Source organism: Leptospira adleri (assembly GCF_002811985.1).
GTDB classification, from domain to species: Bacteria; Spirochaetota; Leptospiria; order Leptospirales; family Leptospiraceae; genus Leptospira; species Leptospira adleri.
The window spans coordinates 48,852-69,804 of sequence record NZ_NPDU01000020.1 but is presented as its reverse complement, the minus strand read 5'-3'; the positions used below and the strand labels follow the sequence as shown (position 1 = coordinate 69,804).

Annotated in this window: 21 protein-coding genes; 6 read left to right on the top strand and 15 right to left on the bottom strand. The window is 43.6% G+C overall.

All coding sequences use genetic code 11. The annotated features are described in order from the left end of the window. Positions 1-434: 434 nt before the first annotated feature. Genes ychF through CH376_RS09690 form a run of 3 tightly spaced genes read right to left on the bottom strand, consistent with a single transcriptional unit; the run spans position 435 to position 3,430 of the window. Complete coding sequence (ychF, locus tag CH376_RS09700; RefSeq protein WP_100787348.1) at positions 435-1,538, bottom strand: redox-regulated ATPase YchF; 1,104 nt, start codon at positions 1,536-1,538, stop codon at positions 435-437. Positions 1,539-1,586: 48 nt separating this feature from the next. Next, on the bottom strand, positions 1,587-2,774 hold the full coding sequence (locus tag CH376_RS24790) for an LIC11612 family fibronectin-binding protein (protein WP_338063573.1): 1,188 nt from the start codon (positions 2,772-2,774) through the stop codon (positions 1,587-1,589). Between the two features lie 5 nt (positions 2,775-2,779). Then, positions 2,780-3,430 carry a hypothetical protein gene (locus tag CH376_RS09690; protein ID WP_100787347.1) on the bottom strand — a complete coding sequence of 217 codons (651 nt, stop codon included), beginning with the start codon at positions 3,428-3,430 and terminating at the stop codon, positions 2,780-2,782. Positions 3,431-3,554: 124 nt separating this feature from the next. On the opposite strand from CH376_RS09690, the gene CH376_RS09685 reads away from it, so the two are divergent. Further along, positions 3,555-4,454, top strand: coding sequence for a UbiA-like polyprenyltransferase (locus CH376_RS09685; RefSeq protein ID WP_100787346.1), 900 nt, complete (start codon positions 3,555-3,557; stop codon positions 4,452-4,454). A gap of 282 nt (positions 4,455-4,736) precedes the next feature. After that, positions 4,737-5,351: a UbiX family flavin prenyltransferase gene (locus CH376_RS09680; protein WP_100787351.1), complete on the top strand. Its 615-nt coding sequence runs from the start codon at positions 4,737-4,739 to the stop codon at positions 5,349-5,351. 6 nt (positions 5,352-5,357) lie between these two features. Here the strand turns inward: CH376_RS09680 and CH376_RS09675 are convergent, their stop codons facing one another. Genes CH376_RS09675 through CH376_RS09660 form a run of 4 tightly spaced genes read right to left on the bottom strand, consistent with a single transcriptional unit; the run spans position 5,358 to position 8,273 of the window. Further along, positions 5,358-6,047 (bottom strand): hypothetical protein, encoded by a 690-nt coding sequence (locus CH376_RS09675; RefSeq protein ID WP_100787345.1) that lies wholly within the window; start codon positions 6,045-6,047, stop codon positions 5,358-5,360. 45 nt (positions 6,048-6,092) lie between these two features. Then, positions 6,093-7,136, bottom strand: coding sequence for an Mrp/NBP35 family ATP-binding protein (locus CH376_RS09670; RefSeq protein WP_100787344.1), 1,044 nt, complete (start codon positions 7,134-7,136; stop codon positions 6,093-6,095). A 1-nt stretch (position 7,137) separates the two neighbouring features. Next, positions 7,138-8,016, bottom strand: coding sequence for a metallophosphoesterase family protein (locus tag CH376_RS09665; RefSeq protein ID WP_100787343.1), 879 nt, complete (start codon positions 8,014-8,016; stop codon positions 7,138-7,140). Further along, the gene (locus tag CH376_RS09660; RefSeq protein ID WP_100787342.1) at positions 8,013-8,273 is read right to left on the bottom strand and encodes a lipoyl domain-containing protein; all 261 of its coding nucleotides are present in this window, start codon (positions 8,271-8,273) and stop codon (positions 8,013-8,015) included. Before CH376_RS09660 ends, CH376_RS09665 begins: the two co-directional genes overlap by 4 nt. Before the next feature lie 67 nt (positions 8,274-8,340). On the opposite strand from CH376_RS09660, the gene CH376_RS09655 reads away from it, so the two are divergent. Further along, positions 8,341-9,171 (top strand): hypothetical protein, encoded by an 831-nt coding sequence (locus CH376_RS09655; protein WP_100787341.1) that lies wholly within the window; start codon positions 8,341-8,343, stop codon positions 9,169-9,171. Positions 9,172-9,708: 537 nt separating this feature from the next. On the opposite strand, the gene CH376_RS09650 is transcribed toward CH376_RS09655, so the two are convergent. The 7 genes from CH376_RS09650 to CH376_RS09620 all read right to left on the bottom strand — a co-directional run bounded on the left by CH376_RS09650 (position 9,709) and on the right by CH376_RS09620 (position 16,562). Further along, positions 9,709-10,980, bottom strand: a complete 1,272-nt coding sequence (locus tag CH376_RS09650) for a PQQ-dependent sugar dehydrogenase (protein WP_243394814.1) — start codon at positions 10,978-10,980, stop codon at positions 9,709-9,711. 104 nt (positions 10,981-11,084) lie between these two features. Then, entirely contained in the window at positions 11,085-12,521 is a 1,437-nt protein-coding gene (hslU, locus tag CH376_RS09645; RefSeq protein ID WP_100787339.1) for an ATP-dependent protease ATPase subunit HslU, read from the bottom strand. Between the two features lie 11 nt (positions 12,522-12,532). Beyond that, positions 12,533-13,075 (bottom strand): ATP-dependent protease subunit HslV, encoded by a 543-nt coding sequence (hslV, locus tag CH376_RS09640; RefSeq protein ID WP_100787338.1) that lies wholly within the window; start codon positions 13,073-13,075, stop codon positions 12,533-12,535. Then, a complete protein-coding gene (gene xerC, locus CH376_RS09635) occupies positions 13,062-13,997 on the bottom strand; it encodes a tyrosine recombinase XerC (RefSeq protein ID WP_100787337.1) in 936 nt (311 codons plus the stop codon). The genes hslV and xerC overlap by 14 nt, the downstream gene beginning before the upstream one ends. Before the next feature lie 152 nt (positions 13,998-14,149). Then, positions 14,150-14,722, bottom strand: a complete 573-nt coding sequence (gene pth / locus CH376_RS09630; RefSeq protein ID WP_100787336.1) for an aminoacyl-tRNA hydrolase — start codon at positions 14,720-14,722, stop codon at positions 14,150-14,152. After that, positions 14,710-16,254, bottom strand: a complete 1,545-nt coding sequence (gene cimA / locus CH376_RS09625; protein ID WP_100787335.1) for a (R)-citramalate synthase CimA — start codon at positions 16,252-16,254, stop codon at positions 14,710-14,712. Before cimA ends, pth begins: the two co-directional genes overlap by 13 nt. Beyond that, positions 16,251-16,562, bottom strand: a complete 312-nt coding sequence (locus CH376_RS09620) for a Smr/MutS family protein (protein ID WP_100787334.1) — start codon at positions 16,560-16,562, stop codon at positions 16,251-16,253. The genes cimA and CH376_RS09620 overlap by 4 nt, the downstream gene beginning before the upstream one ends. Positions 16,563-16,715: 153 nt before the next feature. Here CH376_RS09620 and CH376_RS09615 point away from each other — a divergent pair, with 153 nt between their 5' ends. Beyond that, on the top strand, positions 16,716-18,275 hold the full coding sequence (locus CH376_RS09615; protein ID WP_100787333.1) for a phosphatase domain-containing protein: 1,560 nt from the start codon (positions 16,716-16,718) through the stop codon (positions 18,273-18,275). A 380-nt stretch (positions 18,276-18,655) separates the two neighbouring features. Here CH376_RS09615 and CH376_RS09610 read toward each other — a convergent pair whose 3' ends face one another. Further along, complete coding sequence (locus tag CH376_RS09610) at positions 18,656-19,300, bottom strand: DedA family protein (protein WP_100787332.1); 645 nt, start codon at positions 19,298-19,300, stop codon at positions 18,656-18,658. Positions 19,301-19,327: 27 nt separating this feature from the next. Between CH376_RS09610 and CH376_RS09605 the strand changes: the two genes are divergently transcribed. Continuing rightward, positions 19,328-19,813 (top strand): hypothetical protein, encoded by a 486-nt coding sequence (locus CH376_RS09605; protein ID WP_165781819.1) that lies wholly within the window; start codon positions 19,328-19,330, stop codon positions 19,811-19,813. A gap of 3 nt (positions 19,814-19,816) precedes the next feature. Continuing rightward, positions 19,817-20,950 carry an AI-2E family transporter gene (locus CH376_RS09600; RefSeq protein ID WP_100787330.1) on the top strand — a complete coding sequence of 378 codons (1,134 nt, stop codon included), beginning with the start codon at positions 19,817-19,819 and terminating at the stop codon, positions 20,948-20,950. Positions 20,951-20,953 lie beyond the last annotated feature (3 nt).

The following is a 20,953-nucleotide window of genomic DNA, read 5'->3' as shown; positions in this document are numbered from 1 at the left end:
AAGATCCAAATTAATTACGTCACTCAACCGGTCAAACTATTTTTAAAAAAATTGTCCAAATTCAGAGAACTTTTTATTTTTTTAAATGGAGATTTTGATCCGAAACTTCGAGTTTTTGCAAAACTTACAAAAAGCTAAATCGAATTTTCGGTTCCATTCTCCCTCAAAGATGGACTGATTTATGATGATAAAATGATAACGGGAATATTGATAAAGTAGAATGTTTCTTTCGTGGTCTGTATGTCGCTTGTGCGGGAGGTATGATCAAAGCGAAGGAAGTTTTAAGGTCGCATGATCTTTTGCATTCAATGGAAGTACATTGGTAATTCATAATATACTGATTGTTGGAAAGATGGAATGGAAGATGTGTTGCCAAAACAAACTCTGAAACAGGTTCAAGGTCCGTTTTGGCGTGCGAAACTGAGAATTTGAAATTAAGCGTTGATTCTAAAGTAAATCACATCTCCGTCTTGGACAATGTATTCTTTACCCTCGATTCTTAACTTGCCCTCTTCTTTTACCTTGGCCTGGTTTCCGGCCCGATCCAGGTCTTCAAAACTCATAACTTCGGCCCGAATGAAACCCTTTTCAAAGTCTGAATGGATCACGGCGGCAGCCTTCGGGCCGGTGCTATTCACGGGTGTGGTCCAAGCTCTGACTTCCACTTCTCCGGCGGTAAAAAAGGTGATGAGCCCCAAAAGTTTATATGCGGTTTTGATCATACGATCGAGACCGCTCTCGGTTTCTCCGATTTCTTGAAGGAAGTCGAGTTGTTCGTTTCGGTCGAGGCCCGAGATTTCTTCTTCAAAACGACCGCAAAGGATTACGAGTTCCGCGTTTTCTTCCTTTGCCATTTGGCGGATTTGCTGAAGAAGCGGCGTATCCTTTTTAGCGGCGTCTTTGTCGGCGATGTTTGCGACATACATCACCGGTTTTAGAGTGATGAGCTGAAAGGATTTCGCGAGTTTTTTTTCTTCGTCTTTCATTTCAGGAAGCGCGAGTCGGGCGGGTTTTCCTGCTTTTAGGAGATCTAAAATTTTCTCCAGAACGGACGCGGTTTCCTGTGCTTCTTTGTTTCCATTCTTCGCATTTTTAGCCGCCCTTTGGTATTGTTTATCGGCGCTGTCCAAATCGGCGAAGATCAATTCAAGATTCACAACAGCCGCGTCGTCCACAGGATTCACTTTTCCATGGACGTGAGTTACATTGTCGTCTTCGAAAGCGCGCACAACGTGGCAGATCGCGTCCACTTCCCTGATATGGGAAAGAAATTTATTTCCAAGACCTTCTCCTTGACTCGCACCTTTTACAAGGCCGGCGATATCTACGAATTCAATGATGGCGGGTACGATTTTTTGAGGTTTGGCGATTTCCGCAAGACGATCCAATCGAAAATCGGGAACTTCTACGATACCTTTGTTCGGTTCGATGGTGCAGAATGGATAGTTTTCCATCTGGGCGCCCGCTTTTGTGAGGGCGTTAAAAATAGTGGATTTACCCACGTTGGGAAGGCCGACGATGCCGCAATTCAGACTCATGGAGTCCAGATTTTCCGGGGTCGGTCTCTGCGAAAAGTAAAATCGCGCCTATTCTAAGTCCCAGGATTTCCCGGAACCGTCGCTGTTGAGAGAAAAACTTTCCTGCTTCAGTCGAATCAGTCGATTTCCACGAAAGAAAAAATTCAAAACCGAGATTCCATTCGGAATGGAAGCAGAAGCACAACCCGTGTAGTAAATTCCTTCGTTGAATCTCAGATCTTGCGGCGAATTCAAAAGGCGGATCAAAGTTGCGTCTTCCGTTTTTCCGGAAAGAGCCGTAGACCATTCTTCCGCGCTGTTTTCTCCGGTTAAGAATAGAATCTTTTCCGATTCCCAAGGAAACTCGATCGTGTTTGTGAGAGTGGAAAACCAAAACTTCAAAGAATCGAATTGCAATTCGAAGGAAGAAGAATCATTTTTTTTCGGTTCGGAATTTTGTTTCACGACGTTCTTTGTTTCCTGGGACGAATCTTTTGTTGGTTCCGTTTTCTTTATGCGTTCTTTTGTGGTGGCGGTGGGTTTGTTCTTTTTTGTTTTCGAAGTTTTACTTTTCGTTTTCACTTTCTTCGTTTTAGAAACGGAGCTTTCGGAAGATTTCCGAGAAGCCGATTCTTTAGGACCGGGTTCTTTGTTTTCTACGTTTGAATTCGTGGGCGTAGATTTTTGGGTTTCCGTTTTTGAATCCGTCGAAGCCGGACTCGAAGTGGAAGGGGCTGTAGTCTCCGTCGCGAGAGAATCCTTTGCTAAGCTCGATTTTTTGGATTTCGTTTTTTTCTTTTTCGATTTTGAAAAAGAGGATTTTTTTGATTTCGGTTTAACGGTTGTTGCCTTGGGAGTTTCTACTTTCTTTTCGGAAGCAAATGCGATCCAAGGCAAAATTCTGTTTGAGGAAGAAGGCAAATTCTCCGTTACGTTTTTGGGAAAGATATAAAGATCGTATCCGTTTTGTTGAGCCAGATTCAATTGTTCGCTCGGGATCTCGGAGGCAAAGGAGCCGTAACCCACAAAAAATGCGGTTCCATTCTCTTGGATTCGCTTTGCTTTGAGTCTTTTGAAAAATAAGGAAGTCGATTTGTAATAACGAATTTTATCGGTTTTCGAGGAAGGTTCGCAAACGAGCGCGACGCTCACGGGACGATCTCGCAGCCCTCCGGTTTCCGAAAAAATATAAGAAACGTCGAAGCCGCCGAGAACAAGGACCGAGAGGACTACAAGTTTGAAAACCCGATGTTTCATAAAATTTAGGAAGAAAGTCCGACCGATTTCAAAAGAGAAGTTTGGAACTTCAGATAATTCTTCTTTTCCTTCTCTTGAAAGAGCGCATAACGCGTTTTGTAATCCGGATCTTCGGCGGTCAAAGCCCCTTTCATATCGGCGAGGTGGGATTCTTCTTCCTTGATGATCGCCTTGAGGCTGACTTGAATCCCGTTTTCTTCCAGAATCTGATCGTATTCCTGATACAAAAAATCAGCTCTTTCTTCTATGAGATGGGTTACATAGAGATAGGAAAGAAAGGATTGTTTTTTACCGCGGATTCCCGAGGCGTTTAGATCTTTGAGGACGAGCGCATCCAGTCTTTGAAAATAAGAAAACGCCGGAAAACCGCAGTGAAGATTTTCAGGTTTATAATCGGGGCAAGAGCCTGGAGAAACTCTTTCGCTCATTCGTTTGAAAAAATGTGCGTGTCTTGCTTCTTCGGAAGCGTGTCTGAGAATCATTTCCCCCATTCCGAAGTCGCTCTGAGTCGCGAGAATCTTACGGGATCCCATGTGTTCCAGAAACGAAATCGTGTTCAACCAGCGGGAGTGAATTTTCGGATCTTCTATGATTTTTTTTAAAAAAGTTCGGATCGACTCCGTGGACATCGGAGTTGCTGCGAGAGTTTGAGTCATAAGCGTATCCTTTGGGGAGCGGAGAAAAAATCATCGATTTTTAAACTTTCTCTTTGATTTTGTGTAGGAAAAGAATTTTGAAAATCGTTTCGATTTTCAGTAAAAGGCAGAGCCGACCCAAAGTATGAATTTTAGCCTAACGTCCTTAAAGCACTATGGAAGTCTCATCAAGTTTTCACATACTCTCTTTGCGCTTCCCTTTGCGGGAATCGCTTTCGTTTTGGCCTTTCTCAAAACCCACGATAAGTCTCCGATCGATTGGATCATTCTTACAATCCTCATTTTGATTTCCATGGTTTTGGCGAGGTCCGCCGCGATGGGATTCAATCGAATCGTGGATCGCGATATTGACGCAAAAAATCAAAGGACCGTAGATCGCGAAATTCCGGCGGGAAAAATTTCGACTCGATCGGCCGTTCTTTTTGTCGGTTTGTCTTCTCTGGGTTTTTTTGCCGCGAGTTGGTTTATCAATTCGACGGCGTTTGCGCTTTCCTTTCCCACGCTCCTCATTCTCTTAGGATATTCTCTTGCAAAACGTTTTACCTGGTTGTGTCATTGGATCCTCGGTTTTTCGATCGGTCTGGCTCCGCTTGCGACTTGGGTGGCGATCCGGCAAGAAATCGTTTTAGAACCTTTACTCTGGACCTGCGGGCTCGCTTTGAACTTGGCGGGCTTCGATATTCTTTACGCTCTTCAAGATCAGGATTTCGATAAGAAAGAAGGATTGTTTTCGGTTCCCGCGAGATTTGGAAGAAAAAAATCTCTTCTGATCGCCGCGATCAATCATATCCTTTGTATCGTCCTTTTATTCGCAGCGGGAATCGTTTCCGGTTTGGGTCCGATCTTTCTGTTTTTTATTTTGATAACGGCGTATTATCTTTTTCAAGAGCACAGGATCGCTCGCGGCACGGGAGAGAATTTTTTTCCGCCGAAATTCTATCAGATTCATTCTTACATTTCTTTGATCCTTTTTGGAGGATTACTCGCGGACCGGTTTTTTTATCTCGTGATTTTAGGAAATTAAGGTAAGAATCGAATCCTTCTTTCGAAACGAATTGGAGTCCAAGGTCAGACGGAAAAGGGAATTCGCCGACACGTTGCAAACCGTTGAGAAGTGATTTGGAAGAATTTCGAGAATTGTCTTCGGAACGGACGTTGGCTCGTTTGAAAGTTGTAGGAGCTCTTACAGCCGAATTTTTTTCAAGGATGAAGGTTTGAAATTCTTAAATCATGAGACGACGAAGGTTACCGTTGGCGCGCTATGTTGCGGAACGAAATCGATAATAAAAATAGGAAGGGACTTTCGATGAAACTAGTACTGGGAATGGCGGGCGCGAGCGGTTCCATTTATGCGGAAAGATTTATCCGTGCGCTTTCTACGATCGAAGGGAAAACTTTTTTAATCTGCAGTCCGGCCTCTCTTCGAGTCTTTCGAGAAGAGATGAATTGTAATGTCGCTTCGGCAAAAGAGCTTTTAGAATTTATTTTTGACAAATACAAGATCGTAAATTCTTCTCATCAATTTTTGATCCGAAATTTTTTGGACATAGGAGCGGACATCGCGTCCGGATCCAATCCTTGGGACGCGATGGTGGTTCTTCCTTGTTCCATGAAAACGATCGCTTCGATTAACGCCGGTTTGACGGAAAACCTGATCGAAAGGGCCGCGGACGTGACTTTGAAAGAAAGAAGAACTCTCGTTCTGGTTCCAAGAGAAGCTCCCTACAACCGGATTCATCTGAAAAATATGTTGGAACTCCACGACGCGGGGGGAACGATTCTTCCTGCATCGCCCGGTTTTTATCAGATGCCGAAGACGCTCGAGGATCTCGGAGATTTTATCAGCGAAAGAATTTTCAGGCTTTTGGGAGTAGAATTGGATCTATATCCGAGATGGAATCCCAAAAACCAAGAAGAATAGTTTTTGTTAAGCGAAGTATTCTATGTCGTGGATTTTCTTTTTTAAAGTGGACGCGTCTTCGTAGTTTTCCTTTGAAATCGCGTTGAACTTTTGAAGATAGAGTCCGATCAATTCCTCTCCGGTTTGTCCCGGTAAAGAAAGCGCTTTCTTAAAATTATCCAGGTCGAACTCCGGATGTTTTGTGGAAAAATTTTCCACCAACTGATCCATCTTGATCAAAGACGCTTCCCTTGCAATTCCAGTGGATCTTCTGATCTTTAACGAAAGATTGGCGAGCGCGTCCAGATATTCCCTTACTCCGCTTTCTTCTTCCGGAAAATGGACCTGGCCGTTGCCTACTTCTCGATTCTTGCAGATTTCCACGTATTTGATCACGACACTATTGAACTGATCCATTCTTTCCTGAATGTAATCGTTGGACGCTTCTTTAGAAGCGGGCATTTCAAAGTCTCTGATTTTGATGACGTCGTATTTGTCTATGTTCTCCGAAATGACTTTCTTTAATTCTTCGTAACTGTCCAGAGATACGGGCGGGAAAGTTACTACGGGAAAGTTCTCGCCGATTTTGAGAAAGCTCACGACAACGTTAGACGCGATGATCTTACCTCCGGGGCTGAGAGGGTTTTCACCAAATACGTTGCAATATACTATCAAATTGCCCGTTGGGTTTTTTTCGGATCCCTTTTCAAACTTCAAGGTTCACCTCCCTCTCATAATGTACAACAGACTCAAATCCTTGTATTATTCCCACTTTTTTATTTCTTCATTTAGATGATCGAATATACTTTTGTAGGCTTGATAGATTGGACCGTTTTTATCTTTTAACACGACCGGTTTTCCGTCCTCTCCCGCATTCATGATATCCATTGTCAAAGGTATGCCACCTAAGAAACGCGCCTCTGAAGATTCTGCCAATCTCTGGCCTCCGCCTTTGCTAAATATGGCAGAAGCGTGTCCGCATTTGGGACAGATGAATTCGCTCATATTCTCTACGATCCCTAGTATGGGAACTTTCACTTGCGCGAACATCGCCGAAGCGCGGTTAGCGTCTAATAACGCAACGGTTTGCGGAGTTGTTACGATTACGGCTCCGTTTAAATCGATGAGTTGAGCTAAGGAAAGTTGAACGTCGCCCGTTCCAGGAGGAAGATCGATAAAAAGATAATCCAGTTCGTCCCAGACGATATCGTATAAGAACTGTTCGACGGCCTTTCCGAGCATCGGCCCTCTCCAAACTACGGGTTGTTTTTCATCGATCAAAAAGGAGAATGAAATGATCTTGAGTCCGTCTTTTTCCAGAGGATAAATTTTATCTTCTTCCGCTTTCAAGGCGACTCGGCCATTCACTCCAAACATCTTTCCAACCGAAGGACCGTATATGTCCGCGTCTAAAACTCCGACTTTGTATCCGAGAGAAGCGGCCATCGCCGCCAAATTTACGGTGACGGTCGATTTACCGACTCCGCCCTTTCCGGATCCGACCGCGATCACGTTTTTAACGCCCGGAATTTTATTAGAATCATCTAATACGAGTTTTGGATCGACTTCGAATTTTATTTTTACCTTTCCGACTCCTTCAAGTTTCGTGAGCGATTGACGGATTTGCGCTTCGAGACCGATTTGAATTCTTCTGTCTTGGCTCGGAGTTTTGAGGAGAATGCTCGTCTCACCTTCTTGTATATCGAGGGCTCCCACCATTCCGAGAGAGACGATGTCTTTTTTTAGTTCGGGGTGTTTGATTTTTGTAAGTTCTCTTTGAATTTTTACTGCTTCGATGGCGGCCATGTTATTCCTTTTCTGAATACGAAACTAAGGGAGCTTCCGTGAATTTAGACTGTTCTAGATTGTAAGTATATCTTTGAATTTTAAGATTCCGTTTATCGATTTCCAAAAGGTGAAATCCGCACTGATGTCTGGAATCGGAAAGTCGGGTGCTGGAAGCCGAGTTGATTACATAATAAGGCATTTTATTACCCGGAAATTTCACCCAGTTTGTATGAACGTGCCCGTGTAAAAAGGCGACAGGCGGGACTTTTTTTAGAAGGGAAGCGATCTCTTCCCGGTTTCTCAGACGGTGGTGAATCGTCTCCTGTCTTTCTTCCGGATTCCAGATCGGGTGATGACAAACCAAAACGTAGTCCTCTATTTTTTTTTCCCGAAGAATTTTTTGAGTCTTCTCTACGACCTCGGGTTGAATTCTTCCATACGCGTCCAAAATCGAAAGAGGAAAACTGGAATCCCATCCCACGAAATGAAGACCGCCGATTTTTTTGATACGGATGTATTCTGCGTTATGCGAAATAGAATCGCCGGAAAGCGCAGAGAAATATTTTTCGTAAAACGGATGATCGCCTACGGCATGTTTGGTGTAACGATCGTGATTTCCAGGGATATAAAAAACCTTATCCTGCGGGAGTTCGCTTAATAATATTCCCGCTTTCTGGAATTCTTTTTCATGCGAAACGTTCGTAATGTCTCCGGAAACTACGATCGCGTCCGGTTTCAACGTTTCCACACTTTCGAGAATCGAATTCCAAATATATGGAGGATACTTTTTCTTTCTTCGAAGCGTATAGTTCAGATAACCTACGATCATCTTTCCTTTTAACTGGAAGAGCGGAACCTGAGTCGGAAAGTGAAGATCTGAGAGATGAAGAATTTTCATTCGGTTTCGAAAAGTTCAAGGATTCCCAAAACATCGCCCTTTCGAACGATGGATCCCTTCTCTTTTATAATTTGCGTTAGCTTTCCTTTCACCGGGGACTCCATCGGGAAGCAAGCCTTGTCGGTTACGAGCTCTAAAATTTCTTGACCGGGAGTTACGGAGTCGCCAAGTTTCGAATTCCAGTGAACGAGCTCGATCTTGTCCGTATCTCCGAGGTCCGGTGTGATCAGTTCAAAAATGCCGGATTTTGGTTTCATGATTTAAAACAAACTTGCGTAAAAGACTTTGCGCATCAATGATACCTAAAAAACTCGGTGGGGATATATGGCAAACCAGAAAACAGCGCTCAAAGGGAGCGAGATCCTGAAAAATATCGAGGATCTCAAAAAGAGAAAATTCTTTCACCTTGAGCTCAAAGGTCTGACAAAACCTACAAGAGATATTCTATCCGAGCTTGTAAACGGAATTCTTGAAGAAATCGGAGCCAATCCGTTAGCCGGCTTTCACCTCTTTAGCGGTTTAATGGAAGCGTTGTTAAACGCAATCAAGGCGAACATCCGTCACATCATTTTTCGAGACGAACTTTTAAAAAAATTAGAACAAGGAGAATCCAGTCGTCAAGACGCGGAAGAACTCCTTGAGATCATCATGGAAACTTCGCTCTTAAGAGACGCGATGCATCGTTATATCGTTCCGGATAAGGTGAAAAAACAAGTACAGACCGTTCTATCTTTGGAAGATAAGATTCGCACAAAGAAGAAGGTTTTAACCGAAAGCGAGAAAGTTTTTCTTTCCGACGTTCGAAGCAAGATTGAAAAATACAATATGAATATCTCTCTCAAAATTCGAATCACGAAGGACGAGTTGAGTTTTAGAATTAGAAACGATTCTCCGATTCACCACATGGACTTTGAAAGAATTCAAGAATCCAGACTCAAACACAAAGAACTCTTTGATCAAGGTAATTCGGCCGATTTTTTTAGACCTGAATTTTTAAACGAAAAAGAAAGCGCCGGTTTTGGAATCGCAATGATCGACGAAGGATTTTACAGCATCGGTCTGAATCCCTTGGATCTTCTTACGATCACTTCGGGCGCGAGAACGACGACCGTTTATATGAAATATCCGATTTCCGGACTGAAGATGGATTTCTGATTCTTTTTTCGATCTCGTTCCGGAATTTTTTTGAACGGAATGAATCCTTCTGATTTCGTAAACGAAATTAAAAAAAGAATCGAAAGCGAGAAAGTTTTTCGCGATGCTTTTTGAAATGTGAGAGGCTTCTCGAGTTAAAAACTTACGTAACTCTTTTGTAGGAATTGAAATTTTCGGATCTTTTATAATTCTTTTGCTGGAATTGAAATTTGCAAAGAGCGTCTAACGTCTTTACGGAAATGAAATCTTCAAAGTTTACCATCTCGCATAACGCATTTTACAAGAATGAAAATTTATGGAACCGGATCATTTTTCCTCGAATTACTTTTTTTTGGGGAAACGGTTCCATAAATCTTTGAAACGAATTGTTAGCCTGAGTTTTAGTTGAAATGAGACTTCGAGACGAAAACAATAACTTGAGAAGCGCGTCGTTGCTACGCGGAACTACTTCCGCTGAAAAAGTGATTTAAAAGAAAAAACCTCTCAAACAAAAGTGAATGAGAAGTTTTTTCTTTTAAATCTTCGGTTGTTGATTTTTTATTTCGGATCGAGTCGATAGATCTTTCCACTTCCAAAATCGGTAAGATATACTTTTCCGGAAGCGTCTCTTCCAAAAGAAGAAATCAAGACCGGCCATTTTCCCAACGTAAAAACTTTTTTCGCGGGTTTTCCGGCTTCGTCCGGGAGATCTAAGGCCCAGATTCTTCCGGAAACAAAATCTGCGAAAACATATTTTCCGTTTAACTGTGATATGGCTTTGTTTGAATAGACGTAACCGCCCGTGATCGATTGTCCCTCTTCTCTTCCGTATTCGTAGATCGGATCGGTAAGTCCTCTTTCATCGCAGTTTTGTTTTGGATCGAAGCAGTGCGTTGCTTCTTTCGTATTCCAACCGTAGTTCTTTCCCTTTTCGATGAGATCCACTTCTTCCCAGAGATCTTGACCTACGTCGGCAAGAATCAATCTTCCTTGCGGATCAAAGCTGTATCTCCATGGATTTCGAAAACCGTATGCGTAGGTTTCGGGAGCACAACAAGCGTCGTTCACAAAAGGATTGTCGGCGGGAATCTTATAGTTTTTCCCGTTTTCCGAAGAGTTTACGTCGATGCGAAGCATACTTCCGAGTAAGGTCTTGGGATTTTGTCCGTTTTCTTTGGGATCGTCTTTCCATCCTCCGTCGCCCCAACCCACATATAAGAATCCGTCCGGACCGAAGGCGAGTTGTCCCGCATTGTGATTCGGATACGGTTGAACGACTTCCATAACGATTCTTTCGGAAGAAATTTTAGAATTTGCTAAATCTTTCGGAGAAGAAGCGATCCATTCGGCGACTCGGCTCGTATCCTTACCTCCGACTTTCAGAACATAGTTGAGATAGAGTTTTCCATTCTTTGCAAAATCCGGATGAAACGCCAAACCGAGAAGGCCTTGTTCGGCTTCGGATAACACATTCAAAGTCAGTAATGTTCCGGTTTCATTCTTTCGTACCTTTCCCCAGCGAAGTTTTCCTTTTTGTTCTGTGACAAGAAACGTTTCCGATTCTCCCGGAGGAAATTGAAGATCCGTCGGTTGCGAAAAGCCGGACGAAACTTCTTTGAGAGAAACTAGGATCTTCTCCTTTTGTTCGTCCTTGCCGGAAAAATTCGGTTGGATGAGATTCGGATCGCCTTCGGCCTTGTAAGTGTCGGGGGCGCCTAAAACTTCGACCAAGGTTTTTTGAATCCATTCGCAGCCGTTTGAAAAAATCAAAACAATCGCGAATAAAAAATAGATTGGAATTTTTTTGAAAGGGATTGGGATACGGAGCATAACGCAAAGCATCCCTATTTTCGGAAGTTCGTCAAATAGAATCTACGATTTTAGATTCAAAAATCATTTCTTAAAAACGGAAAATTACAAGATTCTAATTTTGTTTAAAGAATGTACTGACTCAGATCTTTGTCCTGAATCACGCCTTGCAATCGATCTAAAACGTATTTTCCGTCGATTTTTACGTTTCGTTTTTCTTCCGGGAGATCGGGACCTTCAAAACTCAATTCTTCCAAAAGACGTTCTAAGATCGTATTCAATCTCCGCGCTCCGATGTTTTCGTGCTTTTCGTTCATGTCATACGCGATTCTTGCTATCTCTTGAATTCCTTCCGCGGTGAATTCCACACGAATCGAATCGGTCGCCAAAAGCGCTTCGTACTGTCTCGTCAAAGAGGAGCGAGGCGCGGTGAGAATTTTTTCGAAGTCTTCTCTGGATAATTTTTCCAGCTCAACGCGGATCGGAAATCTTCCCTGGAGTTCGGGAATCAGGTCCGAGGGTTTGGTCATGTGAAACGCGCCCGCGGCGATAAAAAGGATATGATCGGTTTTTACAGGACCGATCTTTGTGTTAACGGTTGCGCCTTCCACGATCGGAAGAAGATCTCGCTGAACCCCTTCTCTGGAAACGTCTGCTCCCGTTTTTCCTTCTCTTCCCGCAATTTTGTCGATCTCGTCGAGAAAGATGATTCCCATTTCTTCCACTCTTCGAAGCGCCTCTCTTTGAACCTTGTCCGGATCGAGTAACTTTTCGGCTTCGAATTCTTCCAATGCTTTGAGAGCTTCCGGAATTTTGAGTTTCCGTTTTTTATTCTTTTTGGGGAGCATATCGCCCAGGACATTCTGCAATTGATTGTCCAAGTCGTCCAAATTTCCCGCTCCGAAAACCTGCAACATCGGAATCTGAGACGCGCTGGGGTTCGGTAGATCGAGTTCTACTTCCTGTTCGTCCAACTTTCCGGTTTTTAATTTTTTTCTCATAAACTCTCTGGTTTCGAGAAAGTGTGTTTTCCTTTCCTCTTCATCCGCGATCGGCGTATTCGAAAAACCTGTTATTTGCGTGGAAGACGGTTTGGGTTCTCCCGGAAACGGAAGTAAAATATCGAGTAACGCTTCCTCCGCTTTTTGTTTTGCGGCTTCTTCTACCTTGGTTCTGAATTCCTGTTTTACAAGATTCATGGAAATGACCGCAAGATCCCGGATCATGGATTCCACGTCTCTTCCGACGTAGCCTACTTCCGTATATTTTGTGGCTTCCACTTTGAGAAAGGGCGCGCCGCAGAGTTTGGAGAGTCTTCTTGCGATTTCCGTTTTACCGACGCCGGTCGGCCCGATCATGATGATGTTCTTGGGATAAATTTCTTCCTGCATTTCAGGATCTAATTTTTTGCGGCGGGTTCTGTTTCGAAGCGCGACCGCCACCGCTTTTTTGGCGTTTTTTTGTCCGATGATATGTTCGTCCAACTTGGTCACGATCTGTCGAGGCGTGAGTTCTTCTTCGGCTGAAAGGATGAGTTCCTGGTCTTTGTGAGAATCTGTCATATATTTATTCTTTAGAGAATTTCTTCAATGGTGATGTGATCGTTGGTGTAGATACAAATATCGGCCGCGATTTTCATGGAAGATTCCACGATTTCTTTCGCGGAGAGGTCCGTATGATCATAAAGCGCGCGAGCGGCGGCTAACGCGTAATTTCCTCCGGATCCGATCGCGATCACACCTTCGTCCGGAGAAATCACGTCTCCCGTTCCGGAAATCAAAAACGATTCGTCCTTATCGGCTACGATCAAAAGGGCTTCGAGTCTTCGGAGCATACGATCCATTCTCCATTCTCTTGCGAGTTCTACCGCGCTTCTGGAAAGACTTCCTCCGAATTCCTGCACTTTTTTTTCAAAGAGTTCGAAAAGTGTGAACGCGTCCGCGGCGGATCCCGCAAACCCCGAAAGAATTTTTCCGTCGTAAAGTCTTCTGACTTTTTTTGCGGATTGTTTCATGACGGTGTTTCCCATGGAAACCTGACCGTCTCCTCCGATGGCGACTTTTCCGTTTTTACGGACACAAAGAATGGTAGTGGAACGAATTTTATTTTCTGGCATGGGGATGAGCTTTTCTATAAACCTCTTTGATTTTTTCCTTACTCACGCTCAGATAAATCTGAGTTGTGGAAAGCGAAGAATGCCCGAGCAATTCCTGCACCGCTCTGATATCCGCTCCCGCGTCCAAAAGATCGGTTGCGAACGTGTGTCTGAATTTATGCGGAGTGATGGTCTTTTCCCATCCCATCTTTTTTCTTCTTTCATTCAAAATATAACGTACGCCCCGGGTCGTCAGTTTCTTTCCTTTTTGATTTAGAAAAATTTCCTCGGTCTCGGGAAAAAAATGAGTTCTGTATTCCAAATATTTTTCAAGAGATTGTACGGCTTCCTTTCCAAAATATACAAATCTTTCCTTTTGACCCTTTCCGAGAACCTTGAGGATGGTAAGATCTTTGGAAAGCGCCGAAAGTTTCGCGTTCACCAATTCGAAAACTCGAAGTCCGGAAGAATACAATACTTCGATCATCGCTCGGTCGCGAATGTCCAAAATTTCCGACGTTCGTTCGGCTTCGAAACTCAGGATTTCTTCCGTTTCTCCGATCCGAAAATTTTTGGGAATTTCTCTTCTGACCCTCGGAAAGCTTATCTGCACGGCGGGATTGGAAGGAACCAGATCTTCTCGGAGCAATACTTTGTAAAAGGTTCTGAGAGAGGATAATTTTCTGCTTTGGGATCTTCGATCCAACCCGTGATTTTTTGCGAGATAGGCGAAGTAAGATCGAATGTCCACCGGTTCGATTTGTAGGATATCCAACTGCTCCTTTTCACAAAAATCGAAAAAGAATTTCAGATCGATGCTGTAGGCATTGAGCGTATTTTGAGAATAATTTTTTTCGATTCTAAGATACGTAATGAATTTCTCCGCCGCTAAGTTTTGAGAAGCGGATGAAAACTGAGGAAGTCGAAATGGATAATCGCCCAATGGAATACTCCGTTTTAAATTGAGTTCGATCCTTTTGTTTTTTTAACCTCGGAGAATGAACGGCTCCCAAAGATTTCCAACTTCAAAACGATCGAAAAAACGGGCGGGTCTTCTTTCTCTTTGAAAAAGAAGAATACAAGACCGCACCTGTCCTACTTAGTATCGGAGAGTTTCTGAAATCCGTTTTTCCTTTCTCGGATCCAGTCCGAGATTTTTTGCAAAGAGGCTTTGACGAGTTCCGGAATTTTTTCCCTTTCTTCGGGTTTAAAATTGGAAAGTACATAATTCGGAACCTCGGAGGATTCGGAAGGTTTCCCGACTCCGAAACGGAGACGAAAGAATGAGTTGGAACCCAGTTTTTCTACGATATCACGAAGTCCGTTGTGACCGGCATGACCACCCCCGCCTTTCAGTTTGAGTTTTCCGAATTCGAAATCGATTTCGTCGTGGATGACGAGAATATTCTCGGGGGGAATTCCATTCTTCTTTGCGATTTCCGAAACCGCTTTTCCGGAAAGATTCATGAATTCCAGAGGTTTGAGATAAAAGAGCGTGATCCCGTCTTCGTCGGTTCGAGCGAGGGAATACTTCGAATTTTCCTGATAACTTCCGGAGGAAGAATTTAAAAAAGAATCCAGAATCACAAAACCGATGTTATGCCGGTGATTCGCGTATTTTTGACCGGGATTTCCGATTCCCACGAGTAAGAGTTTCAGGTTTGCCATGGCTGCAGAATTTGGTTGAGCATTTTTTCCGTCGCGTGAACGGCCGCGATCGTCTGATCCGGATGAACTCCCATCGTCTTGAACGTCTGATCTTCCTCTAAATCCTGGGATTTGTTCCAGGTGATCATCGTTTCGACTAACGCGTCCGTCTTTCCTCCCGGAGGAATTCTTACCTCGTAGTCGATCAGTTTGGGGATTGTGATCCCGAGTCGATTCGTGATTTTTGTAAGCGCGTTCATAAATGCGTCGTAACCGCCGTCGCCTTCGGAAATTTCCTTGTGAACCTTTCCTTGGTATTCGATTTCGATCTGAGCGTGAGGCCGGATTCCGATCCCGGAATGTATATTACAAGATTTGATAGCGATTACTTTATCTCCGGTTCTTCCGGAAACGTCCGCGATGATAAACGGAAGATCTTCCGGTGTGACGAGTTTGTTCTGGTCCCCGAGTTCGATCACCCGTTCCAGAACTTTCTGAAGAATCACGTCGCTTAAAACCATTCCCAACTGTTTTACGTTTTCGGAAATGCTCGCTTTTCCGGCGAGTTTGCCTAACGCGTAGCTTCTTTTTCGTCCGAAACGCTCCGGTAGGATCGGATTCGCGTAGAGATTTCCTTTTTTGTCCCCGTCGGCGTGAACTCCCGCAGTTTGTGTGAAGACGTCTTCGCCCACGATCGGCCTGTTCGCGGAGATTCTTTTTCCACTGAAAACTTCCACGAGTCGACTTGCTTCCGTGATCGCGAGTTCGTTGACTTGCGTCTTTGCTTCCGACTTATCGTGGATCGCGGTGATCAAGGCTTCTAAAGGAGTATTTCCGGCTCTTTCGCCGAGTCCGTTGATCGATGCGTGCAGGCCCTTTGCTCCGGCGCGGATCGCTTCCAGGCTGTTGGCGACGGAAAGGTCGTAGTCGTTGTGGCCGTGAAATTCGAAATGAAGATTCGGATGTTTTTGAACGAGAGCGTCCACTCCGTGGAACGTTTCCGAAGGAGAAAGAACGCCTAACGTATCGGGAAGAAATATTCTTTCGATGTTTTCCTTACTCAGATGTTCGACAAGAGACAAAACGTAATCGGGACTGTTTCTAAAACCGTTGGACCAATCTTCGAGATAGACGTTGACCCTGAGTCCGTTCTTTCGCGCATACTCGATCACAAAGGAAATCTCCGTAAAAAATTCTTTCGGAGTTTTGTTTAACTGTTTTTCTAAGTGATGTAGCGAACCTTTTGTCAAAAGGTTCAAAACCTTCGCTCCGCTGTCTCGGATCCAATCCACGGTTTTATTCCCGTCCACGAATCCGAGAAGTTCGATTCTATCGGTGAGTTTTTCGGATTCGGCCCATTCTATGATTTTTTGGACGGTTTCGAATTCCCCTTTGGAAACCCTGGCGGAGGCGATTTCCACCCGATTTACATTCAATTTTTGTAATAAGAATTTTGCGATATTCAGTTTTTCGGATGTGGAAAAGCTAACCCCTCTGGTCTGCTCTCCGTCTCTCAACGTTACGTCTAAAATCTCCAGTTTGTTTTTTGTCATTTGAGATACCTTTTGAGAGTGTCCTTATCGGGTCCTAATACTTCGACCAATGTGGATCCCGGATTGGAGATTCCATAGAGAGAATAGTCCACTTCCTTCAAAAAATCATGGGAACGAATCGTATCGACCGTTAATTTTTTGAGAATTCCTTCCCCGATTCCGTGTATGATTTCTACGAACGTTTCCCCGGCCAAAAAGGCTTCTTGGATTTCTCTTTCGAGTTTTTCCTGGGCTTCCTCAAACCTCAGCTTTCGGATATAGATCGTTTTCGCTCCGGAATAGCCGGATTTGGAGGAATTCTTTTTCATACGATCCGAACTTCACTTCTTACGTACCAGTGTTTTTTCGATCGGGGGTACAGAAAACAAAGAATTTCATTTTTTATGCTTTCACTCTCTGGGCGATTCGGTACAATTTTCCATCCATCCCATCTATCAATATCAGAGGCGGACTCAAGAACAGTGAGCGAAGAACCAGATTCCAAACCGGAAACGGCAAAGTTAGTCGATAAAAAAAGAATCGCGATCTGCGGGGGAACTCTCGGACGAGAAAATCGGTATTACATTCGGGGTCAGGTTGTGGACGCGGGGATCACGGAAGAAATGCGGGATGATTCCCGCTGGGATCTTTTGACCGGTTTGTTCGAGGGACAGGACAAGGAAATCACGCCTTTTTTGGATTACGGTTTAGAACCGGTTCGAAAACCGATCCTGGTCGCGGAGATTTGGGACGAAACGGAAAATCTTGTGCACCAATCCCCGGAGATCAAAGGGGACGACGGAGGATTTTTCTTTCACGAATTTACGAAACCTCTTCCCCCTGGAAAATATTCCTTCCGAATTCTTTTTAAAAGATTGGATTCCTACAGACAATTTACGAAAGACATCGCGTATCTCAATCAAAAAGGAAAGAGCGAAATTTCGGGAAGTTCCTTGATCGGAAAGGGAAAATTAAGAATTCTTTCCGAGGATTATACCGGATACGTTACTACTTCCGATATCGATCAGACGTATCTTGCCACTGATATTCATTCCAACAAAGGAAAACTTTCCACGTTATTCGAAACACCGCAGCAAAAACTGCCGCTGCCCGGAATGCCCGCGCTTTACAGAGAAATCCGTCTTGCTACCGAAGATTCTCCGCTTTGTTTTATCTCCGCCAGTCCTCATTTTTTTAGAAGAACCCTTTTGTCCACGATTCGAAGTCATTCGATCGAAACCGAATCTTTGCACCTCAAGTATTTGGAAGGAACGATCAAAGGAATCGTGGAAAAATTTTGGGATTCCGTCACACATCCTACAAAATTTATCACGGACGGAATATTGGGATCGATGGAAAGAATCCGGAAGTTTGCGGGAGCTTCGTTTCAGAGCTTATTCGATCAGATGAGTTATAAGCTCACGATTCTTCTCCGGGATCGTTTGTATCTTCCGACTCGGTCCAAAGAAATTCTGATCGGGGACAATACCGAAAGCGATTACCTGATCTTTCTTTTGTATCAGTACATTCTTTCCGGAAAGATGTCCGGAAAAGAATTGGAAGATTATTTATATCGTCTGAATTTTTTAGGAAGAGACGCGATCACGAGGGACGCCGCCAAAACGATCGCCGAACTCGGAGCCGAAAATCGCAAGATCCACGGCGATCTAAATTCCGTCTCCCTCGTTCTCATCAACAAAACCACACACGGTCCCGATGAAGAAGAAATGCACTGGAATGTACAAAGCGCGCTTCCCGCCGGAATCGATCCTTTCAAACAAAAGGAGGTTCATCCGTACATTCTTACCGAAGGCGCTCCGGGTTTTGCCGTAGTTTTACAGGACAACGGGATCTTGGATACTTCCGCTGTTTTTCGAGTCGTTGCCGATATGGCCGGGGAATGGATGGAAGGAAAGGTGATCGATCCTCCGGCGCTTATGGAATGGATCCAGAATCTTACGCTTCCCGGCGATTATCAGGATGAAAAAGATCTGATCATAGAAGGGCTCAAAAGAGCGCTGGACCGGGAAGAAATCACATAAGAATTTTCTGATAGAGCGGACGGCGATCTGAAAAAACCTCGTGGAAAAGGGAGGGATTTCGTTTTAGGAAATTCTAATATTTCGTATGAGTTCCTACAAACTAAAGGACGTTTTCCTTTTTAGCGAGATCGAGAATCGCTTTACGATCATTCTAAAAAAGTAAGAGTTCCTACATTTGATTGGAATCGGAGATTTCTCCCCTACGGAAACGTTGGCTGTCGTTCCGGGAAAAAATTTTTCTTAAAAAAAGATGAAAACGGACTTAAAGCCCGCTTCGAAATCGAATTTTCAGGTGAATTTTTTCTTCCCGAATTTTAAAGATCAAAGTTTAGAAAATGAAATTCAATCCGGTTTTTCATCCTACCTCTGATCTTCCTTACTTAAGAATTCTGATCCGCCGTTTTTTTTATTCTTCGATACCAGAAGAATAAAATCGCAAATAGGATCATCAAACCGAAGATGATTCTATTATAAATTTCTAAAAAGCCCAAAACGGCCTCCCAATGAGAGCCGAGATAGAAGCCTGAAAAAATGAGAAGCCCGCACCAGAGAATGACGGCGGCGGTAAAACAACCAAAAAAAACCAAATGATTCATCTTTACCATACCGGCTACGATCGAAACGAAGAAACGAATTCCCGCGGAAAACCGGCTGAACAAAACGACCGCGATCGCGTTTCTATGAAACCAAGTTAGGGTTCTTTCGATCGATTCTTCGTCGTAGAGAGAATCTTTGAGCGGAAATTCTTTCTTTTTCACCCAATGTAAAAAGACGTTTCCGAATCGGTACATGACCCAGGCTCCTAAAAGATTCCCGAACAAAGTGCTCGAAAGGAGCGAGAACCAGCCGAAGGATTCTAAATTTCTTGCGACCAAAAAACCGCCAAAGACGGTGATCGTATCGCCCGGCCAAGGCGGAAAAACGTTTTCAGCAAAATTGGAAAAAGCGAAGAAGAGCCAGACGAATACGGGATCGGTTTCCGAAAATCGGGTGAGAATTTGAATCAGTGTTTCCTGAAAAGTCATGAACGATGAATAAAAGAATTGTCAGTGATGGCGGATAAGGTTCAAGTAAAAAAAGTGAACCCTACTCGTTTCTATTTTTTAGTCTTTTTTCTTTTCTGCGCTTTAACGGCGCCGAGCTCGGTCTTTTCCTCGGATTCCAAGACAGAATTGTATCGTTATAACAAATTGACCCTTCAGTACAATCCGGTTCGAAATCCGAGATCTCTTCCGGTGGAGTTTGTCCCGGAAGGATCCGATTTGATCTATTCTACGGAGTTAAAATCGGAACGGGGTTATTTCGATACAAAAGAATCCTTCCTCGTATTCACGCACGCGTTTAGGAAAAAACAAATGGAAGTTTATTATTCTTCCATTTTTAAATCCCTCTATTGGAAAGTTCTACAAGAGGAAATTTCGGATCAAAAAACCGTGATTATGGCCGAGAGTCAGAATAAAAAAGTGGTTACGATTCAGATCGAAGCCGTGGACAACGGAAGTAGAATCAAACTTTTCTACAAAAAATCGGGCGGTTAAAAAATGATCGAACCCGTCATTTCACCGAACCCGGAACCCGGCAAATACACGTTTGTCATTTTTTTCTCCGTCCTCTTTCTCTTTGCGATCGGAGTATTCTTCCTCGTATTTCGTCCTTATCTCTATTCTTCCCTGATGGCGTTGATTCTTTATCTCGCGACAAGAAGACAATACAAACTTCTCAAAGGATATCTCGGGGAAAGATTCCAATGGCTCGTGCCTTGGATCATGATCACTCTCGTTTCCATGCTCGTTCTCATCCCTTCTTATTTTGTGATCCGCACGCTGATTCAAGAAGCCCTTTCAATTCTATTCAAATTAAGAATTTCGTTAAGCGAAGACAAAATGATCGAAACCTTGATGAACTTCGCGATGCTCACGGATTTTGTCACGGACAACGAATTTTTCTGGGTAAAAGTTCCCGAAATCTACGGAGAATTCGCCGAAAACTACGTGGACATTTTGAATTTAGACAGCATCTACGGAATTCTCAGCAACGCTTCCTCTTTTATCTTGGGAAACATAGAATTGCCCACTGGAATTCTGATAAATCTTTTCTTTGCCCTTTTGGTTCTTTTCTTTCTCTATCAAGACGGAAAAAAAGTAGAACGATTCATCTTGGACAATCTTCCGTTTTCCAGACAGTTGGAAGAGCAAGTCGGAAGAAAGGTTACTTCTGCGGTTCAGACGGTTATCCGAGGAAATCTTATCATTTCCATACTACAAGGAGCCGCCGTTTACGTTCTTCTTTTGATCGCCGGAATTTCGAGTCCTTTCCTGTATGCGAGTTTGGCCGCCTTCTTTTCGATCATTCCCGTCGTGGGAACTTCCGTCGTTTGGCTTCCGATCGGACTTTATATTTTGTTTTTGGAAAACAATCCGATGATGGCGATCTTTTTTATGGGAAGCGGACTCTTTTTCTATTTGGCGCTTGAGAATTTCGTAAAACCGAGAATGCTCGATAAAAAACTTCAGGTTCATCCGCTCCTCATCTTTCTTTCCCTGATCGGAGGAATCAAAGAATTCGGAATTATGGGACTCGTAGTCGGGCCCGTTGCGGTCACGTTAGTCGTCATTCTTTGGGATTTTTGGAGATTGTATCGCAGAGAATTGATTTTGAACAAGGGGCATCGTTAACCG